We start from the raw sequence: 21,976 nt of genomic DNA on the forward strand, positions 1-21,976 counted from the left end.
ACATCTCGCAAACCTCCCATCCGTCCGCCTATTGTGAGTGTCTATCCCTCGCCAGCCACTTCCATTGTGTGCGGTGTCGAAGATACAGCCTTCTGGCTCATCCTCCACGCGTCGCCGGCCGGTGCATCGCTCTTGTTCTGAGGGCGTCCGAGGACAAGATAGATTACGCCGGCGCCAAACACGACTGCAAGACTGAGGAGCATTGCGTAGTTGATGAACCACGGAGCGGACGGCGTGTGCGGCCAAAGAATGTTCAATGCCGCTCCGGATCCGTAAGCGATGGCCAGCAGGTTCACAGTCCAACCCCATCGACCGAGAGTGAACTGTCCGCTGGGGCGCCAGCCTCGCAGCCTCGCATAGAGTGCACCGATTACAACCATCTGGAATGCGACGTAGATCCCAACGACAGCAAAGTTGACGATGGCGGTCAAGGCGTCGGGAAGGAAGAATCCCACGCAATCAATTGCACCCGCGACAACGGCAGCCGTGACCAAAGCAGCCGCTGGAATATGTGTCTTGGGCGAGATGCGGGAGAGAACACTACTGCCGACCAGCATCTTGTCACGAGCGTACGCGTAGAGCAGGCGGCTAACGGCGGCAAGCAAACTAAGCACGCATGAAACGTGAGAAATGAGAACAATGCCATAGACGACGCGAGCGCCGATGGGACCGAATGCGTGAACGAGAATGGTGTTTACCGGATCGGCATCTTTGCCGGAGATTGCTGCCTGGATATCCGGCAGGGCGAGCAGGAGAGCAAGGCAGGCAAAAATGGTGACCGGAATCCCGATGTAGATTGTCATTCTCATGGCACGCGGCACCGTCTTGCTGGGATTTGGTGTTTCTTCAGCCATATCGCCGCAACCCTCGAAGCCGTAGCAGGCGAACATGCCTACCAAAGCCGCGGCAAGGAATGCTGGGAGATAGGAACTACCGCTGCCGAAGCTAAACGTTTCCACCGTCACGTGAATCGCGTGCAACCGCCCGAACAGCAGAAGATAACCGCTTACGAAGAGCGCACCAACGACTTCGCAAATAAAGCCGAACATTGCTACGCGAGCGAGGGTTTTCGTCCCGAGCAGATTGAGCACTGTAGTTGTGATCAGCAGGACAATCGCGATTACGGTCGTGTTTGCAGGAGTGGTCGCGAAGCCCAAAAGCAAGGCAAAAAACGGGGCGGCACCGACAGAGACAGCAGACGCTGTTGTGATTAGCGCCCATGCGTACATCCATCCGCCCATCCATGCCCATTTGGCTCCGACCAGTCGGCGGTTCCACGGATACAGGCCGCCCGAAATGGGGAACTGTGAGACTACCTCGCCGAAGATGAGGCAAACAAGCATTTGACCAATTCCGGCCCCCAGATATGACCAAATGAAGGGTGGCCCCCCGCTCGTAATACCGAAGCTGAAGAGCGTATAGGCTGCTACGACCGGTGAGAGAAAGGTAAAGCCGAGGGCAAAATTTTGCCAAAGGCCCATTGATCTCTCGAACGTCGACTTATAGCCTAGAGCAGCTAATTGCGCGTCGTCTGCGCTCAGGCTGCCGTGGGTGCGGCTTGCATGGTTTGACATTTTCTTCCTCTGTGAATCAGGAGTCGGCACTTGTTTAAGAGACAACGATCGCGCTCCGGAACTACCGGTCTTTACTATCCGGACGTGATCGCCCTTTTTGTGTGAACGGGAAACTAGCTGCGACTAATCTCGTCGTTCGCGAAAGGTATAAAGTCAAATTTGTGCGGGCTATCAGATATCGGCAACGTAGGTGACTACCCTGACGGCTTGCTCTGCATATTTCCGTAGCGAGGAAATGGCGGCTCCCCGAAGAGTAGGCCGATGGTGTTCGCCGTCCCGCGCTCGGCCGCGGTTCGATTGCTGATCTGCGCGCAAAGTACGCTGTTGTTTCTGCTACGCGGTGCTCGAGAGCAGAAGGGCGGAATCGGCAGCCTGAGAGCAACGAAGCTTCGCGGATTGCGGCATATTGCCGTGTCCAGAGCCGAAATATGCCGCGCCATCCACGCCTCGCCAGCGGACCCTCAGGGTTCAGATGCGTGTACCAATTGAGTATTGAGTTAAGCTAAGGAGTCGATTTGCGGAGTTCGCGAACGACCTCATCAAGTGTTCGCATAGGATGCAGCTTGTTTTTCGCTGAGGGGTGGGGGATTTCGCCATTCGTACGTGGAGTCGTTCCCCCGTAGTACCCGCTCCGAGGTCATCGGGACGCCCGTGAATCGCCCCTCGCGGCAGCTCAAGGCTTCAACTACCAAAACTACCCTGGCGCTCTTTCGTCTCGCTTCGATGTAGGTGACAAGTTGCTGCAGGCGAATCAGCGCTGCGTTTGCATCAGGCTGGTCTCGTTCGTCTTCCCGAACACGGATTGAACACGTTGGCCATGTGTGGGAATGCGGCTAGGCAATTGACGAAATTCTGTGAGGAGTTGTGCATGCGGGCACTATTCTGGCGTTGGCGGCTCACGAGCGCTGGTCATCCCCAAGCCATCGACCTGAATCGGTTCAAATGACTCGTGCCAAGTGCATTCGTTACTAAACAATTTCCTTGGCAAACCTCTTGGAAGTTGATGAGGGTAGCTCGCCAAACATGGTGCGGTAGTCTTGTGCGAAGCTACTCAGATGCCAGAAACCCCATTTAGTAGCAGCTGAGGTGACCGACAGGCCTGTACGCAACGCCCGGCGAACGTGATTGAGCCGCACGGCCCGGAGATACGAAACCGGATTGCTATCCAACGCTTCGTGGAACGCATATTGAATGGTTCGACGGCTGATGTTGAGTCGGACACAAAGTTCGGCGATTGAAAGGGGGCAGGTCGCGGGATCCTGTAGCTGAGCCTGGACAGCATTGACTAGCGCCCAACTTCTCATGGACTTGGTGGTGAGTTTTCCTGTTTTCTCGCCCGGTACATTCAGGACCTCGGAGATCGAAAAGAGAACCGTCCTTTCGATCAGATAGAGACGTTGGTTCGTATCATCGTCCCGGCTTGCAACGGAATTTGCTGAAGCGGCGAATATGTTACGAAGCAAGTCCCGCATGGACTCGGCGGTATCGTTCTCCATCGGGACGATGGGCGACCTGGAATTTATGCGTAGCGACATCGCAAGCTCACGCAACGACTCTGTTGACAGAGCATGTTCGTCGATTTCAACAACGACCAATGCGTGGCGATCGGGCGAATAGAATTCGAACTCGGGAAGGCTTGAAAATACGTGGAGGCTATTGCGCTCGCTCATTTGACCGCACATGCGGGAATGACCCTCCAGTTCGAGAGGCACTGCCACGGTCAAACTATCTGATGGGGCCGTACCCCGTTGGAGTATTACGCGATTTAGTCGCTCTACCCACAAGCGTATCGCGCCTAGAGAAACCTCTGAGGAGGAACCCTGAAATGCACCGCTGGACATCTGTGTGTAGTCAAGGCTCCATCCGACAAACGAACCTGCTTGCACCTCGACGTCCGTGAACGTTGAAAATGCGACATTGCGGGCAGGCAACGGTGCCGAAAATCCTTCGGCATTGATCTGTAAGTTGCGCTCGATCATAGTTCTCCCCCCATCACCTTGCCTCATATTGATTGTATCGACGGTCCGGTGCAAACCCCTGGTTTGCCAATAAGTGATAGAGAAAAGAATCACATCGGCATACCTTCTTCTCTTCGGGCAAGGCGGCTATTAACGAGGTAGGGCGGTTCGCGTCAGGGTCATTCTACTTCGGCTGCACAGCATCGACATAGGGGAAGCGTGCAGCGGGGAGACCTTCGTCTCGTCACCCGGTAACGCAATGCAGAGATGGTTTAACCGGTTTTCCCTGTTGATGGCGCAGGCGTTCGAGTTTCCTTGTTTTCACCTGATCTGCATCGGAGAACTCCGCGGGAAACCGGTGGCACGGGAAGGGTAATGGTGGATCAAGAAAAGCATTGTCGTCTTGGAAGTAACAGGACGTGTCGTCACGTATGACGTTTTTTTGGAGAAATGGTGATGGAACTATCGCGCGGGGGACACTGGCGAAACTGGGTCGGAAACCAGGCATTCGTCGCTGGTCACATGGCTTCACCAGCGTCTGAGGACGAGATCTCGTCGCTGGTAAGGGAGGCCACTCGCCAAGGTCAAAATGTACGTTGCAGCGGAGCGGGTCATTCGTTCACGCCCATCGTAGCAACAAGTGGTCTGCTACTTAATTTGGATAGGTATCAGGGCGTTATCCATACTGACCGGGATTGGAGGCAGGTGACGGTCGCGGCGGGAACGACAATCAAGGCGCTTGCCAGCCACTTGAAGAATGAGGGGCTATCTCTTCTCAACCAGGGTGATATCGATTCGCAGACAACCGCAGGCGCCTTCGCCACCGGAACGCATGGGACCGGAATCACTCTTGGAAACCTCTCATCGAATGTTGTTGGCATGCGGATCGTCCAACCTGATGGGAGCATCTTCAAGGTTGACGGAAGGGAAAATATCGAGCTTCTCCACGCCACACAGGTCAATCTCGGACTGTTCGGCGTGGTATCAGCGATCACCTTGACTGTGACGGAGTCGTATAACCTTCGCGAGCGCCTGTGGCGGGAAGACTTCGAAGCGTGTATGGAAATGCATGACGAGCTGGCCAGGCAGCACCGGCATTTTTGCTTTTGGTGGTGTCCAACCAGAGCCAGTCGCGAGCTTTACGGCTTCCCCGATACTGCGCAAGTATCTCGATCGTCACGGGATTACGACGTGTGCGAGGTGCGGGTTCTTGACGCTACGACAGAAGAGCCTTCGGTCAAGTCAGCATTTGAGAGAGTTGGCCACAACTCTGAAATTTTTCCGCAGGAGTACGTGCCAAATTTTCATGAGCTCGAGTACGCCGTGCCGGCCATCTATGGCAAACAGGCGCTCCGGGAAATTCGTGAACTGATGCTGACCAAGCACATGGATTGCATCTTTCCCGTTGAATACCGCTTTACAGCGGCAGACCCTGCGTGGATCAGCCCGTTCCACAACCAGGATAGCGTCACCATTTCCTGCTCCGGTGATCCGAAAGGGGCCGATTATTGGCCCTTCCTCCGCGACGTCGATAGGATTTTGCGGGAGTTTGGCTCGCGGCCTCATTGGGGCAAGCTTCATTTCACGAGTCGAGAGGATGTTGACAGACTGTTCCCGAAGGCGCCGGCGTTCCGCGAGTTGCGGCGCGATATTGACCCAGAGGGATTTTTCCTGAATGACCATCTGAGCACGCTATTCAGATAGGTCGAGGAGAGGCGCAAATAGCGGCAGATGCGGTGCCGGATCGCCACGGTGACGATGTCGAAACGCCGTCACCGATCGCATTGAATCGCCCCGAGTTTCCCGGAGGCTCCAATCTTTGAGAAAATGGAGCTATGGAAAACGCAAAGAAGAAGTCACCAAGGTATTCGCCGGAAGTACGTGAGCGGGCCGTGCGGATGGTGCTGGAACATCAGGGTGCTGATGACTCGCAATGGAAAGTGATTGCGTCGATAGCGGCGAAGTTCGGCTGCTCGGGCGAGACGCTGCGCAATTGGGTGCGTCAGGCCGAACGGGACCGAGGCTTACGCCCGGGAACGAGCACGCAGGAGCAGGATCGGCTTAGGGAGTTGGAGCGGGAGAATCGGGAACTGCGGCAAGTCAACGAGATCCTGCGCAAGGCATCGGCGTATTTCGCGCAGGCGGAGCTCGACCGCCGACCGAAGTGATGGTGACATTTATTAATGATCACCGGGCGATCTACGGGGTCGAGCCGATCTGCCGGGTGCTACCGATCGCCCCGTCGACGTATTACGCGCATGCCGCGAGGCTAGCCAATCCGGTGCTGATGCCGGCGCGGGCCAAGCGTGACGCGGCGCTCAGCGAACAAATTCAACGCGTGTGGGAGGAGAACTTCAGCGTGTATGGAGTTCGCAAAGTGTGGAGGCAACTGGCACGAGAAGGCATCGAGGTTGCCCGCTGCACCGTGGAGCGGCTGATGAAAAAGCTCCGCCTCCAAGGTGTGAGGCGCGGCAAGCGTGTCAAGACCACTGTCAGTGACCGTGCGACGCCGTGCCCGCTGGATCGCGTGAGTCGTCAGTTCAAGGCTGAGCGACCCGACGCGCTGTGGGTTTCGGATTTCACGTACGTATCCACCTGGCAGGGTTTCGTCTACGTAGCGTTCATCATTGACGTGTTTGCCCGGCGCATCGTTGGCTGGCGGGTGTCAGCTTCGGCGCGTACCGACTTTGTCCTGGACGCATTGGAGCAAGCTATTTACGAGCGCAAACCAGAGCAGCAGAATGGCCTAATCCATCATAGCGATCGCGGGGTCCAGTACGTATCAATTCGTTATACAGAGCGTCTAGTTGAAGCTGGCATCGAACCGTCGGTAGGCAGCGTGGGCGACTCCTACGATAACGCATTGGCCGAGACGATCAACGGTTTGTACAAGGCTGAAGTGATTCATCGACTTGGCCCTTGGCGTAACCTGCAGGCTGTCGAGATGGCTACACTCGAATGGGTAGACTGGTTCAATCACCACCGCCTGCTTGAGCCAATCGGTAACGTTCCACCCGCCGAGGCTGAAGAGCTTTATTATCGTCAACTCGCTGGGTCTGCCATGGAGGCATGACTCAAGCAAATTCGCCTCCGACATTCCCGGGGCGGTTCACATCGCTGCGCTGCGCTGCGCAACGCAACGACTCAAGCGTAGCGAAATCGCTAGACTATCCAATAGCATCCGACGATTCGGATCGTCTACCGGACTAGACGCCCAGGACTCAGAATCTGCGCTGGGTCAAAAATGGATTTGATGCCTAGCAGCAAATTCAGATGATTCTCGGAAGTGCGAGCAAGAAATGCCTCCTGCTTGCTTATCCCGATTCCGTGCTCTGCACTCAACGAGCCGCCGAAACGGTCGACGACCTCGAAGATAGTTTCTTCGCACATGTCGAGGTAGGACTGAACCTCGGTATCCTGAAGGTTGCGAGGTGGCAAGACGTTGTAGTGGATATTGCCGTCACCTACGTGACCGTATCTCAGAGGAATAGCGTCGGGCGCGCGTTTTGCAATGAGTATGTCGGCCTCCTCGATAAATCGGGGAATCAGCGAGATCGGAACCGATATGTCAGTGCGCAGATGACGGCCGTAGCGTACCTGACCTTCGACCATCGCCTCCCTGATGCGCCAAAAAGACCTGGATTGAGCCTGATTGGCTGCAACCGTGCCATCTGCGATCGTCCCTGTTGAGACTAGCTCCTCGAGAAAACTCTCTGTCATTTGGGACAAATTTGCTCGGCCACTAGCCGCAGCTTCAAGCAAAACATAGTATGGGGAAGGGCTGCTCAGCGGATCGCGAAGACCAACTACCGTCTCAAGAGCGAGTTCGACTCCCGAACGGGGCAGCAGTTCAAAGGCTGACAGAAGATCGCTCAGTTCGGATCTTGCGCGGCTATAAATGTCCATGGCAGCCTCGACGTTATCGACTGCCAGAAAAGCCGTGACCGTTTGAGTAGGACGAGGGAATAGCTTCAGGACCGCAGCAGTGACGATTCCAAGAGTGCCTTCGGACCCGAGAAACAGGTGTTTGAGATCAACGCCCATATTATTTTTTCGCAGCCCGTGCAGGCCGTTCAAGATGGACCCGTCTGCCAAGACAACTTCTACACCTAGGACCAAGTCTCGCATCATGCCGTAACGCAAGACGTTTAGTCCGCCCGCGTTAGTAGCGATGTTGCCTCCGATCTGACAGCTGCCTTGGGCTCCCAGGGCCAATGGGAAGAACCGATCTTCGGCAAGTGCTGCTTCCTGAATATCGGCAAGTACGCAGCCGGCCTCAACAGTCATGCTGTAGTTAGTTCTATCTACGTCTCTGACTTTGTTCAGACGTTCCAAACTGATTACGATCTCTTCGCCGGAAGGGGACGGCGTAGCGCCACCGACGAGCCCCGTATGACCGCCTTGGGGAACCAGCGCTAGCGCTTGATCGGCGCAAATACGGACGACGTCTGCGACCTCCTTGGTATTTCGGGGGCGAACAACAAGCCCCGCACGTCCGACATAGTCACCCGACCAGTCGTGTGTGTACCGCAATAGCGCCTGAGGATCTTCTACGAGCAAGCTCGGGTCCAGTTGGCGTCTCAAAACGTCAATTTTGCTCATAACGTCTGTCTTCATTAACGCCGTGCTCCAATCAAGTCGGTCATGGGTTTCCTACACATCTTCCTCCGGTACGGGAACCCAGGCAATGGCGGATTTTTTCGCGTGGCGAAATGCGGGTGCGTCTTGAAACAAGATGGGGGAGAAAGAAGGCGGCATTCATTCATAAGTCGACCGCCTTGCCGCCCTCCAAGACTCAGTTGCCGGCCGGCCGCAGCAATCCGCGTGCGGCGAGGCTGCTATAGAGTGCACGCACGCCGAAGGTCCATGGCTGAATATGAGTGCATAGTCGCACCGTGTTGACCAGTGCTCCGAGTTGCGGCGTGGAGATCGTCACGACGTCGCCGAGATGGTGCGTAAATCCACTGCCTGGCGCGTCCCGATCCTGGATCGGGGAAAACATCGTGCCAAGGAACAGCACGAAGCCGTCCGGATATTGATGGTGGTCACCCCAGGTCTGGGCGACCAGGTCGTCCGGATCGCGACTAATTTCGCTCATATGGCTTACGCCGTTGAGGACGAAGTCGTCATCAATGCCTTCGACATGCAGCGATATGCTGGCATTGCGCACAGAGTCCATCGTGAAATCCTCGTCGAAGAGGCGCACGAATGGCCCGATCGCGCACGAGCCGTTATTATCTTTGCACTTGCCAAGCAACAAGGCCGACCGCCCTTCAATGTCGCGCAGATTCACGTCGTTTCCGAGCGTAGCGCCTACCGCCTTTCCCGCACTGTTCACAGCGAGCACGATCTCGGGTTCAGGGTTATTCCACGTCGAAACGGGCAATAGCCCGATATCGGCACCAAAACCGACTGCGGACATCGGCTGCGATTTGGTAAACACTTCCGCGTCCGGACCGATACCGACTTCCATGTATTGAGACCAGGCGTTGCGGCGCTGCAATTCTGTCTTCAGGCGCATGGCCGCCTCAGAACCGGGTTCGATCTGCGACAAGTCGCTACCGATTACGGCAGTGATCATCTCGCGCACCCCCTTTGCCTTGACGGGATCGCCGGCGGCTTGCTCTTCAATTACGCGCTCAATAAGGCTCACTGCGAAGGTCACTCCGCATGCCTTGATTGCCTGCACATCGCAAGGTGCGAGCAGGCGCACCGTAGACTGAGGGGCGCTGTTGTTCAGATGCTCGTCGATCAGAGCCGTAACCGGACCGAGGGTTTCGCCAGATGCATGCCGTGCGATTTCTACAGCATCATCGCGATCAAAGAGGTCCGCTGTCGTTGGCACAGTGCCGGTGATATCGATGAGCTCGCCATTGCGAACTACGACGACACAAGGACCTTCGTGAGTTCCGGTCTGACGCCAGACTCGGCCGATGAGGAGGGCTTGGCCGATGTCGTTCGGCAAGCAGTCGGAAGCTGAAAGAGCGCGCATAGAGTAGGGTGGAGACGTTGAGGTTGGAGGAAGCTGTCCATGCTAGATCCCTCGGGGCGTCGCTGTCCAACAGGGTGCTACAATTTCCAGCCTGTTGGAAATCAGGCCGTCAGACTGTGAGACGCGATTTTCGAACGGAAGGACCCGCAACCTATGACCGATCTTTACGACGTACCCGCGCTCAAGCGCGTCCATGACATATTGAACGTGCTTTCGGACGCCGCTGGTCCGGTGCGAGCTAGTGCGCTAGCGGACGCCACCGGAATGTCACGCAGTACGTTGTATCTGATGCTGGATTCTCTGGAGCGGCGACATTGGATAGAGAAACGTTCTGACGGCTACATCATCGGTCTCACTCTATTCGAGCTCGGAAGTGCATACGTTCGGCACGATCGCCTGCATGAATTGTTCAGGCGGGAAGCTGCAGCTTTCGTGGCTGTGCACAACGAAGTCGTCCAGCTTGCCGTCCTTGACGGTGCGCAAATAGTCTATATTGCGCGTGAAGACGCTGCGCGACCGGTGCGACTCGTTTCCGACCTTGGTTCCCGGCTACCTGCTCACTGCTGCGCGCTGGGCAAGGCGCTGCTTGCGAGCATGGATGATTCTGGTGTCTGTGCTTTGCTTCCAACGCGGCTTGAGCCAATAACTGAACGAACGGTGACGCGGCGGGCTGACTTCCTCAAGCAACTCGACGAGGTTCGGCGGAGCGGCCTCGCTTGCGAGCGCGAGGAGGTGAGCTCGGGGCTGACGTGTTTCGCGGCATTTATCGGAGTGACGATGCTTGGCAAGCGTGTCGCACTAAGTACCAGCTTGCCACTCGAGCGATTGGATGCTCGTCGCGAGAAACAAATCGCGGTCAGCATCGTAGGGATGGCGAGCCGCATAGGTGAGGCGCTGCGATCGACATCGCGGTAGACGGCCGATTGGGTAAGGTCTTGCTTGTGCTGAATCAGCTGTCGTCAATCAGTCAGTTCCATTGCCTTGGGTTGAAAACTTTGTTGCATTGTCATTACAAGCGGGTCGTTCATACCCCTGTTAGTTTGTGTGTTGGGTATCTTCATGTGCAATGAATGAAGCATTATGGTTACACCATGGCGGGATGAACTGGCAGTGTGCGGCGCAACCTTCAGCGCCGCATGGACCAACGATGCGAGAGCCTCGAGAGAGGAGATCCCGTGATGCCGAAGGTACGACGAGTCTTCTGACATCGACGAGGAGTTAAACGTGGTCCGCTCGGACCGCCGTTAAGAGATCGCCTGGATGAACAAATGAGGATCGACATTCCCTCCAGACGCGATGACTAGTGCCTGTCTGCCTCGGAGCATTGAGGGATTTGCAAGGAGCGCGGCAATGGCGATAGCCCCGCCCGGCTCAACCACGACGCGGAATTCTTCAAACAGAAGGCGCATCGCGTTCAATACGGTGCGATCGTCGGCCGTAACGACACCGCTCAGCCGACGCTGATTAATTGAGAAAGGGAGCACTGCGGGTGTCGATGCGAGGAGGGCATCGCAGATGGAAGTGGCCGTTGGCTGGTTCACCTCTCGCGTGCCGGATTCAAGCGAGCGTCGCGTGTCATCGCAGTTTTCAGGTTCTGCAGCCCATACCTCTGCAGTCGAATTGATGGCTTCGGCTGCGAGACCTGTGCCTGCAGCGAGTCCACCACCGCCGCAAGGAACGATAATCACTTGGGTAGTGTTCGCAGGAAGAGCATTCAGTGCCTCAAATGCGGCAGTTCCCTGGCCGGCGATGACATGCGGGTGATCTCCTGGAGGGATAAGGGCGTACCCTCCCGAAGCCCCGAGTCGCGCGGCGATTCCTTCGCGACTTTCCGTCTTCCGATCGTACAGGACAACCGTGGCTCCTTGATTGCGTGCTTTCTCCACCTTTACATGGGGTGCATCAGAGGGCATCACCACCGTTACCGGGATATTGAGGATCTTGCCCACGGTGGCGATAGCCTGGCCATGGTTACCTGTCGAGTATGCGAGAACGCCCTGCGGATAGCGGGTGCGCTCAAGGCGGGACATACTGTTGTATGCACCGCGGAACTTGAAGGCGCCAGTGCGTTGGAGACTCTCCAACTTTACAAAAACCGTTCCGCCGACGAGTGCGTTCAGGCGATCCGACTGCAGGAGCGGTGTCTGGATTGCGACATTGCGCAGTCGCTCGGCGGCATCGATCACATCAGACGGAACAGGCAAGATGAAGTCTGTCAATTCAGAGGTTTGTGCTGTCATGGTCAAGGCGGCGTCAAGTCAATGGGTCAGTGGGTCAGTGGCGATAGTTGTACCGCACGGGATACCCGGGCAAGCATCAGTCGTGCAGAACCTTTGAAAGAAAGTCCTTTGCCCTGTCCGAATGGGGCATGTCGAAGAACTGCTGCGTGGGTACATCTTCAACAATGCGGCCGCGATCCATAAAGATCACGCGGTTCGAGACCCGACGTGCAAAGCCCATCTCGTGCGTGACGATGACCATGGTCATGCCTTCGCGGGCGAGTCCCGCCATGAGGTCCAGAACCTCACTAACCATCTCAGGGTCGAGGGCCGACGTTGGTTCGTCAAAGAGTATCGCTGCCGGGTCCATGCTCAGTGCCCGGGCAATGGCCACACGTTGCTGCTGTCCGCCGGAAAGCGCCCCGGGGTATTTGGCTGCCTGATTACTCAATCCCACTCGCGCAAGCAGTTTCATCGCTTTGTGGGCCGCCTCGTCCCTGCCTCTCCCGAGCACTTTTATCTGTCCGAGTAGCAGATTTTCGAGAATTGACAGATGGGGAAAGAGCTCGAAATGCTGGAACACCATCCCAACCTTGGCCCGCAACTTTGGAAGACTTGTTTCCTTGGCCCCGACTTCAACGCCATCGAGAAAGATTTGCCCATTGCCGTACGGCTCAAGAGCGTTAATACATTTGATCAAAGTCGATTTTCCGGATCCCGAGGGACCACAAACGACTACGACTTCGCCCTCCTCGATCGTGGTAGAGCAGTCGTCGAGAACCTTGAAATTTCCATATTGTTTTGAAACGTGTTCGATGCGGATCATGACGTGGTGGCTCCTTCCTCAATGAGTGGCGAGACGATGTTGAAGTCGACGCACGCCCTTGGTACACAGAAAACATGTGATGAAGTAGACCAAGGCCACGAACACGTACATCTCAACAATGCTGTTTTGTTGCTGCGCAATTTGCGTGGCAGCGCCGACAAAGTCGGTTAGCGAGAGTACATAGACGAGAGAGACATCCTGAAACAGCACGATCGCTTGCAGGATCAGAATCGGTGCCGTATGCCGGACAGCTTGAGGCAATATCACGGACGCGAGGACCTGGGCGCCATTCAAGCCGAGTGCACGTGCAGCTGATGCCTGTCCGTTCGGGACCGCCAGCACGCCGGCCCGGATGATTTCGCAGTAGTAGCAGGCTTCGAAGAGGCTGAAAGTCACGAAGGCCGACACGTAAGCATTCACCTGCACGGGATTAGCGGAGCCCACCACCCAGGCTACGACGTACGGACTGAGGAAGTAGACCCAGAATATGACGAGGATCAACGGAATCGAGCGGACCAGATTCACGTAGCTCGCAACCAAGGTCTGTGCCCATCGTGGTCCGTACAGGCGAATCACAGCGAGGACCGTGCCCAGGACGAAGCCCGTCAGGGCGCACAGGACTGTCAGTTCGACCGTCAGGCTAAATCCGTCGATGATGAGATACGACAGGTTGGATGTAATAGCGCTGAAATTCATGTGATTCATGGCAAGACTTCCTGGACCGGCAGTGAGCGTGTGGCTTGCTCCTTACGATTTTTTCTTCCGACAGCGAAAACCCGGATCGTCCCGATGAGGACCAGATTTATCAACAGGTATCCTGCGGTCGCCGCTGAAAACGCTTCAAAGGTGTGAAATGTCGTTTCCTGCATTTCTCTTGCCCGAGCCGTCAATTCCATTAGTCCAATAGTCATGCCGATGGACGTGTTCTTGACCAGGTTTACCAATTCAGAGGTCAGAGGCGGAATCATCAAGCGGAATGCCTGAGGCAGGATGATCAGGCGGAAGACCTCGGCTCTCGTCAATCCGAGTGCGAGACCAGCCATGAGTTGCCCTTTGGGCATTGCCGTGATGGCCGCACGCGTCTGCTCGGCTACACGCGCCGCTGTATACAAGCCGATCGATATCGACGCGGTGACGAACGATCCGTATTCGAGGGCTTTTATCCACGTTCCCAGTGCACTGGGCAAAAGCTCAGGGACCACGAAGTACCAGATGAATATCTGGACAAGAAGCGGGATGTCTCGGAATAATTCAACGTAGACTGCTCCCGCACGTTGCCTTAAGCGATTCGTTGATACCCGCAGCAAGCCAACAGTGACGCCCTCGAACAGAGCAATGACAGCCGAAACCAGCGCTGTCGCGACAGTCCAGCCAGCGCCGCAGAGAAGGTTGTGGGCGTATGTTGAAATGCCGTCGCTGGAAACGTCATAGAAGGCGCTCCAACTCCACTGATAATTCATGTCTACTCCACTTGAGTGGTTGACTGGCGACTTTCGGTCGCCAGTCAACGATTCCTGGATAACGAGCTAACAGGTCCGCTCATTAACCCGGGATCGCATCCACCTGAAATATTTGTTGTACTGACTGATTGAGAGGCATCCCGATCTGGGAAAACCATTTCGAGTACAGTTCGGTAGCGCGGCCCGATCTGAAATTCTCAGCCAGGGTTGCGTTGATGACGTTCAACAGGGCAGAGTTGTTCGGCGCCACAACGATTCCGTAGGGCAGGTACGAAAGCGATCTGCCGCTAACACGAAAAGCGTTCGCGTCATTTGCGCGCTTCTTCAATCCGTACAGGATCACGTTGTCCGACATATAGGCATCGGCGCGGCCGGTGCTGACTGTCAGGAAGCCCTCAGCCTGGTCCTTGACAAGGACGAAGCGGATATTCAGTTTCTTTTGTGCATTAAGCGACTGCGCAAGGGCTGCATTTGTTGACCCGGCAGGGACCGCCAGCGCTTTTCCGGCGAGGTCTTCAAACTCCTTGATCTTCGAATCGGCTTTGACCAGAAGTTGGTCCGCTGCTGCAGCTGTAACGAATGAAAAATCGACCTGGGCTGCCCGCTTCAGCGTATGAACTGTCGAACCGCACTCCATATCGATGCTGCCGTTTTGCAACAGAGGAATGATTGTGCTCAGATCGACTGGCACAAAACGCACCTTCAGATCCGGACGGCCAAGTTGCCGCTTGAGCGAATCCACTACTGCCAGACAAAGGTCGATCGTGTATCCGGTGGGCTTCTGATTCGCGTCGAGGTAGGAGAAGGGGATACTCGACTGCCGGTAGCCGATTACCACCTCATCGTGGGCCTTGATGCGGGCCATGGCGGAATCTGCGGTCTGGGCACTGGCCGGCATAATTCCGAAGAGAGAAAGCATGCACGCAGTGCCAACGATACGGGCCCAGCGGATTGAGAGTGCGGAACGACGGTTCATGGCGTTATCTCCTAGTTCCCAGTGGAAATGGAGAGCTGGGCGCGATGATGCGCAGCGAGTTCCTGGAGCGTGTCGAAGATGATGTCGGGTATTGCGCCCTTCGCGTCTTCCGGACGCGACCCCAAACTCCGACCTGGCCGTTTGATCCATGCGCAATAGATCCCGAGGTCGTTGGCTGGAATGACGTCCGCGCGCAGGCTTTGACCGACGTGCAGGATCTCGCTACGACTGATTCCCAGGTCCTCGAAGCTCTTGAATGCCGCGTGAAAATGATTGTGGTCAGGCTTGTAGGCCGCGACGCTTTCAGCGGTGGCAATTACGTCGGCACTCAGATCGAGTTTTCGCGTCGAGAACGAAAGCGAGTCGTTGTCGATGTTGCTCAGCAGGCCAATCTTGAAGTGCGCGTGCAGGTACGCGAGCGCTTCTTTCGCATCCGGGAAGGCGGGCCACAACATGACTGCATTGGCAAACACTTCGCGCTCCGCGTCGTTTGTCGGGATGCTGTAGCGCTCGCAGAACTCGTTATATGCCCGACGGAGCACTTCCGGGTAGGGGAGTGCCGGACGGACGCGCTGAAGTTGCGCCCGGGCGCGGTCGAACTCTAGCAGCAGCTGTTCGCGTGAGAGTTCGACGTGATACTGGTCGGCAACGCTCTGGAACATCGAGATGATCGATGGTTCCCAGTCAATTAGGGTCCCATACACGTCAAACGTCAGGGCTTTGAATTTGGTCAGGTCAAGTGCCATGCTTAGCTCCATTAATTATCGATAATCGGTAATCGATAACGGTAAACTAACGTTGGTCACAATTTGTGTCAACATAGGGACGTCGTCATTTTTGCTACGTGAAAACCCTATGGAACAACTTACTTCGCTCGCTCAGTCTTTCCAGGAAAAGCGACAGCCCATTTCCAGCGTTGTCGCCGATGCGCTGCGTGAAGCAATTTTTCGCGCTGTGCTGAAACAGGGCGAATCCCTGCGGCAAGACGCTGTCGCCAAGCAGTTCGGCGTGAGTCAGGTAACCGTGCGGGAGGCGTTCCGATTGCTGGCGGAGGAAGGAATTGTCGAAATCGTCCCACGGCGTGGTGCCGTGGTTGCGTCGCTCTCGCTGGCGGATGTGGAAGAGATAGTCGAGCTACGTATTGCGCTCGAGACCATGCTGGTCGCACGGGCAATTCCGCGCCTCGACGACGGGGATTTCACTGCGGTGGATAAAATCGTACGGAAGCTTGATAAGACCCGCACGATGGATGAGCAGCTCGCCCTGAACGTGGACTTCCACTCACGTCTATACGCGAAGGCTGAGAGACCACGCACGTTGGCGACGCTGGAGAAGCTACGGCTCGCGTTCGAACCGTACCTGCGTTTGTTGTGGGCCAGATCCGACTACAAATCCCATTCCCAGGATGATCACCGAGAGATAGTTTCGCTTTGTAAGGAGCACAACATAAAGGGCGCGCAGGATGTCCTGTCGAGCCATATCGCAAATACAGGTCGTGAAATCATGTATCTGCTGCGTGAAGACCAACCGTAAGCTCACGTGGTGAATTAATGCGACCATCGTGGGCCGCTGCTCAAGCGACCAATGAAGGAAGACGATTAAGCAATACAAGCAGCTTGCCAAGAGGGGATCGCACGTGCTCGATGGAAACAACAACCACGTCTTCCAGAGACTTAAAACCGATGCGCAGCGCAAAGGCGGATGGCAACTTGGCGGGCTGTAGACGATAGCGATATCTGCGTAATTGGCGCAACGGCAGACTTGCTGTTTGAATCGGTTCCAGACGCATGTTGATGTGCCGCGGCGGAGCTAAAGTCGGAACGGGTGTACGGGGGATTTGAGGCGAGAGATTGAAGGTGGAGACCTGTCGCCGACTCAGCCGTCGTGCCGCCAGATTTCGATCCGATCTTCGACGAGTGATTTCAGGAAGTTGGCTCGACGACTGGCGAATAGATAAGCGTTGAGTGGATGCGCCGCTTCGAACACCGCGACAACGCGAGCGAACACTATATCGAAACGCGCCCCCGTGTTGTTAGATAGACCGGATACTCTCAAGACCGTTACAACCGTTCAATACGCCTTCGCTGGGCGTATACAACGCAGCATCAGTTTATTCTTTATACCAGCGGCAACGCAAGCCAAGGCCATCCACGTTTGTCCATCTAGCTACTAATGGTTGACCAGAACTAGGCTCGGTGACGGTAGTTTCCTCTGACTCATTTAGCACAACTGTCGACTTCGTAGGGCTTGCGCCACCTGTAGGAGCGTGGGCAATGCGACGCTCCTTAGGTTCCATGCGATTTGGGTGGGTATGATCGTTAAACACAGCACGGTGTTTGCCTAAAAGGAAGTGTGACATCGAACCTCCCGGTTCGGAAGAGTGCGCCTAAGTACAGCTAGTAACCGCATTCTTGTGGTTGCCGCTAATACCGAGTCGCGTAGTTTCGTTAGCTACGTCTCCATAACAGTTGCGACCGCTTGGTTATTCCAAACGGGTTGATGGTGTTTTCCGACTTCGAGCTATCTCTACGCTTGTTGATCGAATCGATCACGTTTGATCTGCTTGTTATCGTGCTGCGATCTTAAAGAGAACGGTAGCGTTCCTGTCCGATTCTAGATGTTCCAGGAAAAATCTATACGGAAGTGACATCTACCGCACTTGTTGTCCTATCAGATCTCATGGATGGCCGTTTTTTTGTATGAAATCGGTCCACCGTTTATCTATTTTTAATTAAAATAACTAAATAATAGCATCCCTAAATACTATGACCGATTGCCATAAATTACGATACGAATGAAATTGACTTTCTGTTTGTTCTCTTAAGAAAAACTGGCTGCGAACACCCGTTTCCGTCATCCGCTGATCACTTTGAATAAAAAGCTGCTTCGCGCGTTCTGGGTAGGAGAGTGCGCTGCCTGATGCAGTCGCTCCGAACGTTCGATACGCCGTTCGGCAAATTCCATGCTATTGCGCGGCCCCACAGCACGCAGTTTTCCAAAGGGAAAATTGAATGAGCGTTCTCGTTACTCTGACTGTGATTGGCGCGTGACATGAGGTCGTGCTTGAAGGCGAACGCGCGACCCTGCTTGACCTATCGCGTGAGCGCCTTGACCTCACAGGAACCAAGAAAGGCTGTGATCAATGCGGCGCTTGCGCGGTGCTCGTCGGCCAACGCCGAGGTGGTGCAACCGAAGCACGACTGCCACCGACGATTTCGAACACGATGATCCGTTCCGATACTCCAATTTTCCGAGCGGCGAGGCCAATACCTTGACCGCTGCGCATTGTGTCGAACATGTCATCTATCAGTGTCTGGAGTTTTGCCGTCCAAAACGTGGTGACCGGGCTCGCGGTTTCGCGAAGAAGGGGCGAAGTCGGTGGCAAGAACTCTCGCTTCATATTTACTCAAGGCAGGTGAATGCGCTGTTGTCGGTTATCACGTGGGCGGCGTTCGTCGGGCGTCGCCGCCACACCGCGCATTGCGCTGAAGCGCGCCTGCGAGCTGTCTTTCGAATGCGGATTACCTGTCAATTCCGACACGAGCGGGTAACAGCGGACCGTGATGGTCCAGATCGAATACATGTTGTCTTCGCCGTGCCACGAGCGCGGCGAATCACAAGTTGGAACGGCGCATCACCTACTAGCCCGCTTGCGTTTGGGAGGCAGTATCCCTGGCGTTTTTCCCGCCACCTTGGTGGGCAACAACAGGTCACTCGCCGGACCCGAGTAATGAGCGCTCCATACCGGAGAACAATTCAATGCGGGCTTCGATAGCAGATACCGCGAACTCAACTGCGCGTTCTTGGAGATCTCTGTCATTTCCCACCTGCTTCAGTAGGATGTTTAATGCCGCCGGTCCGTGTTCACCGCTATCAAGTTCGATGTGCCGATTGAGGTAGTGCCTGAAGTAGGGTATCTCCATTCGCTTGTCCAATGACTCTAGCAGGCGCTCGAACATTCCTGGAATGACATCTTCCCGCCCAAAGAAAAAATACGCCATTACCTCCTCTGAACTTCCTGTCAGCGCAACACGTAGTGAGGTCAAGACGAAAGCCTGGACGTGGTCAGGGGCCTTACACTCACTCAACGCCAGGGTCGGTGAGAGGCCCTGACGAATTAGTCCGCAGAACGCTTCGAACTGTCGCGTGTCTGCACCTACTTCTTTCATAGCCCTGACGTAAAGCTCAAGATGGCTGATTGGAGAGCCGTCTGGACCACTGTCGCTCTCTTCGCTGAGAGTAATCTCGTTTATCAGACGCGCACCTTCACGGTCCTTAGGAGGCATCCAGGGTAATGACACGCACGTCAGGTCACGTTGGAGTCGCTTGGCCAGCGACATGAAGTCCCATACGGCAAAAACATGTGCTTTCATGAACGATCGAAGGCTCTCCACGCTAGCCACTTTTTTGTAGATGGTGTGATCTAGTAAGCGTCGTCTCGCTTCTACCAGATCCGAACGATTACTTATCATCTGTAAGCCACTATTGACTGCTCCGTAAGACATAAGTCCTCCAACTTTCGGGTGGTAACAGAGAGCAAAACGCTAGAACACCACAAAATATTCCGGCTGTTGCACAATATTCGTGCTGAGCGTTCTTAACGCCTCTGACAAGGAAGCGACTATTGAGGTTCAGCGGGTGTCACATTGTCGGAGCGATGCTTTGCTCCCTGAAGGTTCTCGTCAGGCCGAGAGCGGTCGAGAATTGCTTGCGCAGGCAGCATTGAAAAAAGAGTTGGTAGAGCGTTCAAATAAGCATTCGATATCGCGGCTCAGGAGAAGTTATGGTTCGTGGTCGTAGGCATGGAATAGGCATTGCTGTCCAAGCGGTATCTATTGAACTATCACGAAGCATTCAAACGTCGATGCTTATTTGGCCACCTTAGCTCAAGCACCATTTGCCGGAACTGTTCGACATCCCCGGTCGAACCTGGGCCACGCTCGCCAGTCATCAGTTGACGGGCGGCATTGCGCGCCGAACTGAGACATTCACGGATAGCTATAAGAAACTCTAACAAAAGGGGCAGAAGGGGCTGTTAACCTGAATCGTGCTCTGTTATCCTCTTCATTGTTTCGTTAGCGAAGAGGACATGGCTGAACCAATACTCGATAAATTGAAATGAACGCCTCTCACCTTGTGGCCGACGGAGGTGGAGGAATTGTGGACACTGATCCAGCTGTTGCTGCCACCGCCCAAACCTCGGCGACCCAGGCGTCCCGGGCGAAAACCGTTAGACGATTGCGCTTTGCTGACAGGCATCCCGCTCGCGCTAATCCTGACGGGCATCAACCGTCATGACGTCACTCAACTGCTGCCGCTGATCGACGCCATTCCGCCAATTCGTGGCAAGCGTGGCCGACCTCTGTTGAAGCCAGCGATCGTGCAGGGTGATCGTGGCTACGATCACGACAGACACTGCCGGCCGCTACACGCTGGGGGGATCCCGACCCAGATCGCCCGTCGGGGTGAGCCGTACGGCAGCGGCCTTGGCAAAACCGATGGGTCGTTGAACGCAGAATCGCCAGGCTGCATAACTTCAGGCGCCTGCGCCTGCGCGTTCGCTTCGAACGCCTCGCCCTTATCCACGAAGCGTTCATGAAGATCGCCACCAGCATCATCTGCTGGCGGCAACTTCAACCTTCATTGTGTTAGCGCTTCTACGTACACCTTCGGTGGCGAATCCGGCTCTACGGAGGAATAAACTTAACCTCCAAAGCGTTTTGTCAAACAGGCAAGCACGAAGACGCAGCCCTGACCAACAATGCCGAAGGACGCGCAAAATGGATAAGCGAACGATCAATCTCAGGTTAGACACGACTTACAGAGTGCCGCGACGGCGTCTCTTCAGTCGCGTTGCCAATGCCGCAGCACTCGGCCTCCTGGGACTGTTGCCATTGCGCTCGGGCGCACAGGTGGTAGAACCAGAATCCGACGGTGCACTTTGGCCGGGAAAGCTGACGGGACGACACCGCCAGGTGGTCGACGCGTATGCTGTCAACGACGGACACCCTCTTGCATTTGCATATACGTTCCTGGCCCCGAATGCGTCGTCAGGCGCGGCGACGGCAGTCGTAGTTTTGCGACATGAGGCGTTGCCGATGGCTTTGAACGATGCGATGTGGTCAAAATACAAGATCGGTGAGTCACTCAGGATCATTGACCCGGAGACGAGGGCCTTTGCTACGAAAAATCCGTTCCTGCATCCGAAGCCCGGCATCCTGCCAGTGGACGGCATGGCCATTGACCGGCTGCTTGAGAAAGGCACCCTATTCAGCGTATGCAATGTGGCGCTGCGAGCCCAGAGTAAAAAGCTCGCCAGCAACGCCGGCATGAGCCCGGAAGAAGCGGCAAAGGAATGGGCCGCGAATGTAGTGCCTGGGATGACGATCGTCCCGTCGGGGACATGGGGCGTGAACCGCGCGCAGGAAGCCGGCTGCACTTATTGCGCGGGTGGCGGTTGAGACCGCTCGCGAAGTACTCGACCATCAGATCGTAGATCCGGGCATAGGCTTTCCAGTTCTCGGTTCCTCCAGGTCCCGCCTCATTGTGGCGCAGGGAGTACCGTCGAATAGCGCCAAGCAGGGTGACGGTCAAATGAGTTCTGCCCGCGATGGCACCAATCCCTTGCCGCTTATCTGGTAGAGCGACACTATCCTGCGATCGCGGACCTGATACCCTCCCGAAAAACCTGCTCCAAGAGCCAGCCGCCCGCGTCAACGCCCACGCATGCCCCCAAACCCGTGACCTCCGCCATGAAAGTCCATATCTCCCGACGTCTGAACCCCGGCGCAACTTGCGCATCGGTGTGCATTGGGGCCTTCGCGCCGAGGTAGTAGAGGCATGATGCGTAACGTTTCCGCCTATGGAATAAACGGCCGGGCATGCCGGGTTACCCTAGCAGCCTGCGGAAGTACCGCTGAAACGCGTCATCGTGCAGGGTTCGTGAAGCGTTGATAGAAGGAGCCCAACTA

General features: G+C 55.6%; 19 protein-coding genes, 2 pseudogenes and 1 other annotated feature. Of the genes and pseudogenes, 7 read left to right on the plus strand and 14 right to left on the minus strand.

Annotated elements, in window-relative coordinates; all coding sequences use genetic code 11:
- Positions 1-41 precede the first annotated feature (41 nt).
- Positions 42-1,619: an APC family permease gene (locus AWB69_RS38910; protein ID WP_197500417.1), complete on the minus strand. Its 1,578-nt coding sequence runs from the start codon at positions 1,617-1,619 to the stop codon at positions 42-44.
- A gap of 923 nt (positions 1,620-2,542) precedes the next feature.
- On the minus strand, positions 2,543-3,553 hold the full coding sequence (locus AWB69_RS38915) for a helix-turn-helix domain-containing protein (protein WP_062092103.1): 1,011 nt from the start codon (positions 3,551-3,553) through the stop codon (positions 2,543-2,545).
- 435 nt (positions 3,554-3,988) lie between these two features.
- Between AWB69_RS38915 and AWB69_RS38920 the strand changes: the two genes are divergently transcribed.
- Positions 3,989-5,236 carry a D-arabinono-1,4-lactone oxidase gene (locus tag AWB69_RS38920; protein ID WP_062092104.1) on the plus strand — a complete coding sequence of 416 codons (1,248 nt, stop codon included), beginning with the start codon at positions 3,989-3,991 and terminating at the stop codon, positions 5,234-5,236.
- A 131-nt stretch (positions 5,237-5,367) separates the two neighbouring features.
- Positions 5,368-6,605 (plus strand): IS3 family transposase gene (locus AWB69_RS38930; protein ID WP_231937380.1). Its coding sequence is split into 2 segments (ribosomal slippage): positions 5,368-5,662 and positions 5,662-6,605, totalling 1,239 coding nucleotides; the frame shifts between segments, so codons are not numbered across the junction.
- Positions 5,658-5,774: a sequence feature (AL1L pseudoknot), on the plus strand. It overlaps the preceding gene by 117 nt.
- A gap of 125 nt (positions 6,606-6,730) precedes the next feature.
- Here AWB69_RS38930 and AWB69_RS38935 read toward each other — a convergent pair.
- Positions 6,731-8,134 carry an FAD-binding oxidoreductase gene (locus AWB69_RS38935; protein WP_062092121.1) on the minus strand — a complete coding sequence of 468 codons (1,404 nt, stop codon included), beginning with the start codon at positions 8,132-8,134 and terminating at the stop codon, positions 6,731-6,733.
- A 193-nt stretch (positions 8,135-8,327) separates the two neighbouring features.
- Entirely contained in the window at positions 8,328-9,524 is a 1,197-nt protein-coding gene (locus AWB69_RS38940; RefSeq protein ID WP_062092107.1) for a fumarylacetoacetate hydrolase family protein, read from the minus strand.
- A gap of 153 nt (positions 9,525-9,677) precedes the next feature.
- On the opposite strand from AWB69_RS38940, the gene AWB69_RS38945 reads away from it, so the two are divergent.
- Positions 9,678-10,439: an IclR family transcriptional regulator gene (locus tag AWB69_RS38945; protein ID WP_062092108.1), complete on the plus strand. Its 762-nt coding sequence runs from the start codon at positions 9,678-9,680 to the stop codon at positions 10,437-10,439.
- Positions 10,440-10,768: 329 nt separating this feature from the next.
- Here the strand turns inward: AWB69_RS38945 and AWB69_RS38950 are convergent, their stop codons facing one another.
- The 6 genes from AWB69_RS38950 to AWB69_RS38975 all read right to left on the minus strand — a co-directional run bounded on the left by AWB69_RS38950 (position 10,769) and on the right by AWB69_RS38975 (position 15,751).
- Complete coding sequence (locus AWB69_RS38950) at positions 10,769-11,764, minus strand: threonine/serine dehydratase (protein WP_062092109.1); 996 nt, start codon at positions 11,762-11,764, stop codon at positions 10,769-10,771.
- A 76-nt stretch (positions 11,765-11,840) separates the two neighbouring features.
- Positions 11,841-12,569, minus strand: a complete 729-nt coding sequence (locus AWB69_RS38955) for an amino acid ABC transporter ATP-binding protein (protein WP_062092110.1) — start codon at positions 12,567-12,569, stop codon at positions 11,841-11,843.
- An 18-nt stretch (positions 12,570-12,587) separates the two neighbouring features.
- The gene (locus AWB69_RS38960) at positions 12,588-13,274 is read right to left on the minus strand and encodes an amino acid ABC transporter permease (RefSeq protein WP_062092111.1); all 687 of its coding nucleotides are present in this window, start codon (positions 13,272-13,274) and stop codon (positions 12,588-12,590) included.
- Positions 13,271-14,029 (minus strand): amino acid ABC transporter permease, encoded by a 759-nt coding sequence (locus AWB69_RS38965; protein WP_063977993.1) that lies wholly within the window; start codon positions 14,027-14,029, stop codon positions 13,271-13,273. The genes AWB69_RS38960 and AWB69_RS38965 overlap by 4 nt, the downstream gene beginning before the upstream one ends.
- Positions 14,030-14,111: 82 nt before the next feature.
- Positions 14,112-15,005 (minus strand): amino acid ABC transporter substrate-binding protein, encoded by an 894-nt coding sequence (locus AWB69_RS38970; protein WP_062092112.1) that lies wholly within the window; start codon positions 15,003-15,005, stop codon positions 14,112-14,114.
- A gap of 11 nt (positions 15,006-15,016) precedes the next feature.
- The gene (locus AWB69_RS38975) at positions 15,017-15,751 is read right to left on the minus strand and encodes an HAD hydrolase-like protein (protein ID WP_197500419.1); all 735 of its coding nucleotides are present in this window, start codon (positions 15,749-15,751) and stop codon (positions 15,017-15,019) included.
- A 109-nt stretch (positions 15,752-15,860) separates the two neighbouring features.
- Between AWB69_RS38975 and AWB69_RS38980 the strand changes: the two genes are divergently transcribed.
- Positions 15,861-16,538: a GntR family transcriptional regulator gene (locus AWB69_RS38980; RefSeq protein ID WP_062092114.1), complete on the plus strand. Its 678-nt coding sequence runs from the start codon at positions 15,861-15,863 to the stop codon at positions 16,536-16,538.
- A 40-nt stretch (positions 16,539-16,578) separates the two neighbouring features.
- Here the strand turns inward: AWB69_RS38980 and AWB69_RS48320 are convergent, their stop codons facing one another.
- Positions 16,579-16,794 (minus strand): hypothetical protein, encoded by a 216-nt coding sequence (locus tag AWB69_RS48320; protein WP_156529134.1) that lies wholly within the window; start codon positions 16,792-16,794, stop codon positions 16,579-16,581.
- Between the two features lie 1,270 nt (positions 16,795-18,064).
- On the opposite strand from AWB69_RS48320, the pseudogene AWB69_RS49940 reads away from it, so the two are divergent.
- Positions 18,065-18,184 (plus strand): annotated as a pseudogene (locus AWB69_RS49940) (aldehyde dehydrogenase iron-sulfur subunit); the annotation flags it as partial.
- Here the strand turns inward: AWB69_RS49940 and AWB69_RS50975 are convergent.
- From AWB69_RS50975 to AWB69_RS38990, 3 genes are all read right to left on the minus strand, one after another.
- A complete protein-coding gene (locus AWB69_RS50975; protein ID WP_062092115.1) occupies positions 18,145-18,405 on the minus strand; it encodes a peptide deformylase in 261 nt (86 codons plus the stop codon). The pseudogene AWB69_RS49940 and the gene AWB69_RS50975 overlap by 40 nt on opposite strands.
- Before the next feature lie 6 nt (positions 18,406-18,411).
- Positions 18,412-18,588 (minus strand): hypothetical protein, encoded by a 177-nt coding sequence (locus AWB69_RS48325; protein ID WP_156529135.1) that lies wholly within the window; start codon positions 18,586-18,588, stop codon positions 18,412-18,414.
- Between the two features lie 127 nt (positions 18,589-18,715).
- The gene (locus AWB69_RS38990) at positions 18,716-19,510 is read right to left on the minus strand and encodes a DUF3050 domain-containing protein (RefSeq protein WP_062092116.1); all 795 of its coding nucleotides are present in this window, start codon (positions 19,508-19,510) and stop codon (positions 18,716-18,718) included.
- 629 nt (positions 19,511-20,139) lie between these two features.
- On the opposite strand from AWB69_RS38990, the pseudogene AWB69_RS46425 reads away from it, so the two are divergent.
- Both AWB69_RS46425 and AWB69_RS48330 read left to right on the plus strand, forming a co-directional pair.
- Positions 20,140-20,657: pseudogene (locus AWB69_RS46425) on the plus strand (transposase).
- A gap of 446 nt (positions 20,658-21,103) precedes the next feature.
- Positions 21,104-21,466: a hypothetical protein gene (locus tag AWB69_RS48330; RefSeq protein ID WP_156529136.1), complete on the plus strand. Its 363-nt coding sequence runs from the start codon at positions 21,104-21,106 to the stop codon at positions 21,464-21,466.
- Positions 21,467-21,976: the final 510 nt, after the last annotated feature.

The sequence above is a fragment of the Caballeronia udeis genome (genome assembly GCF_001544555.2).
Taxonomy (GTDB): domain Bacteria; phylum Pseudomonadota; class Gammaproteobacteria; order Burkholderiales; family Burkholderiaceae; genus Caballeronia; species Caballeronia udeis.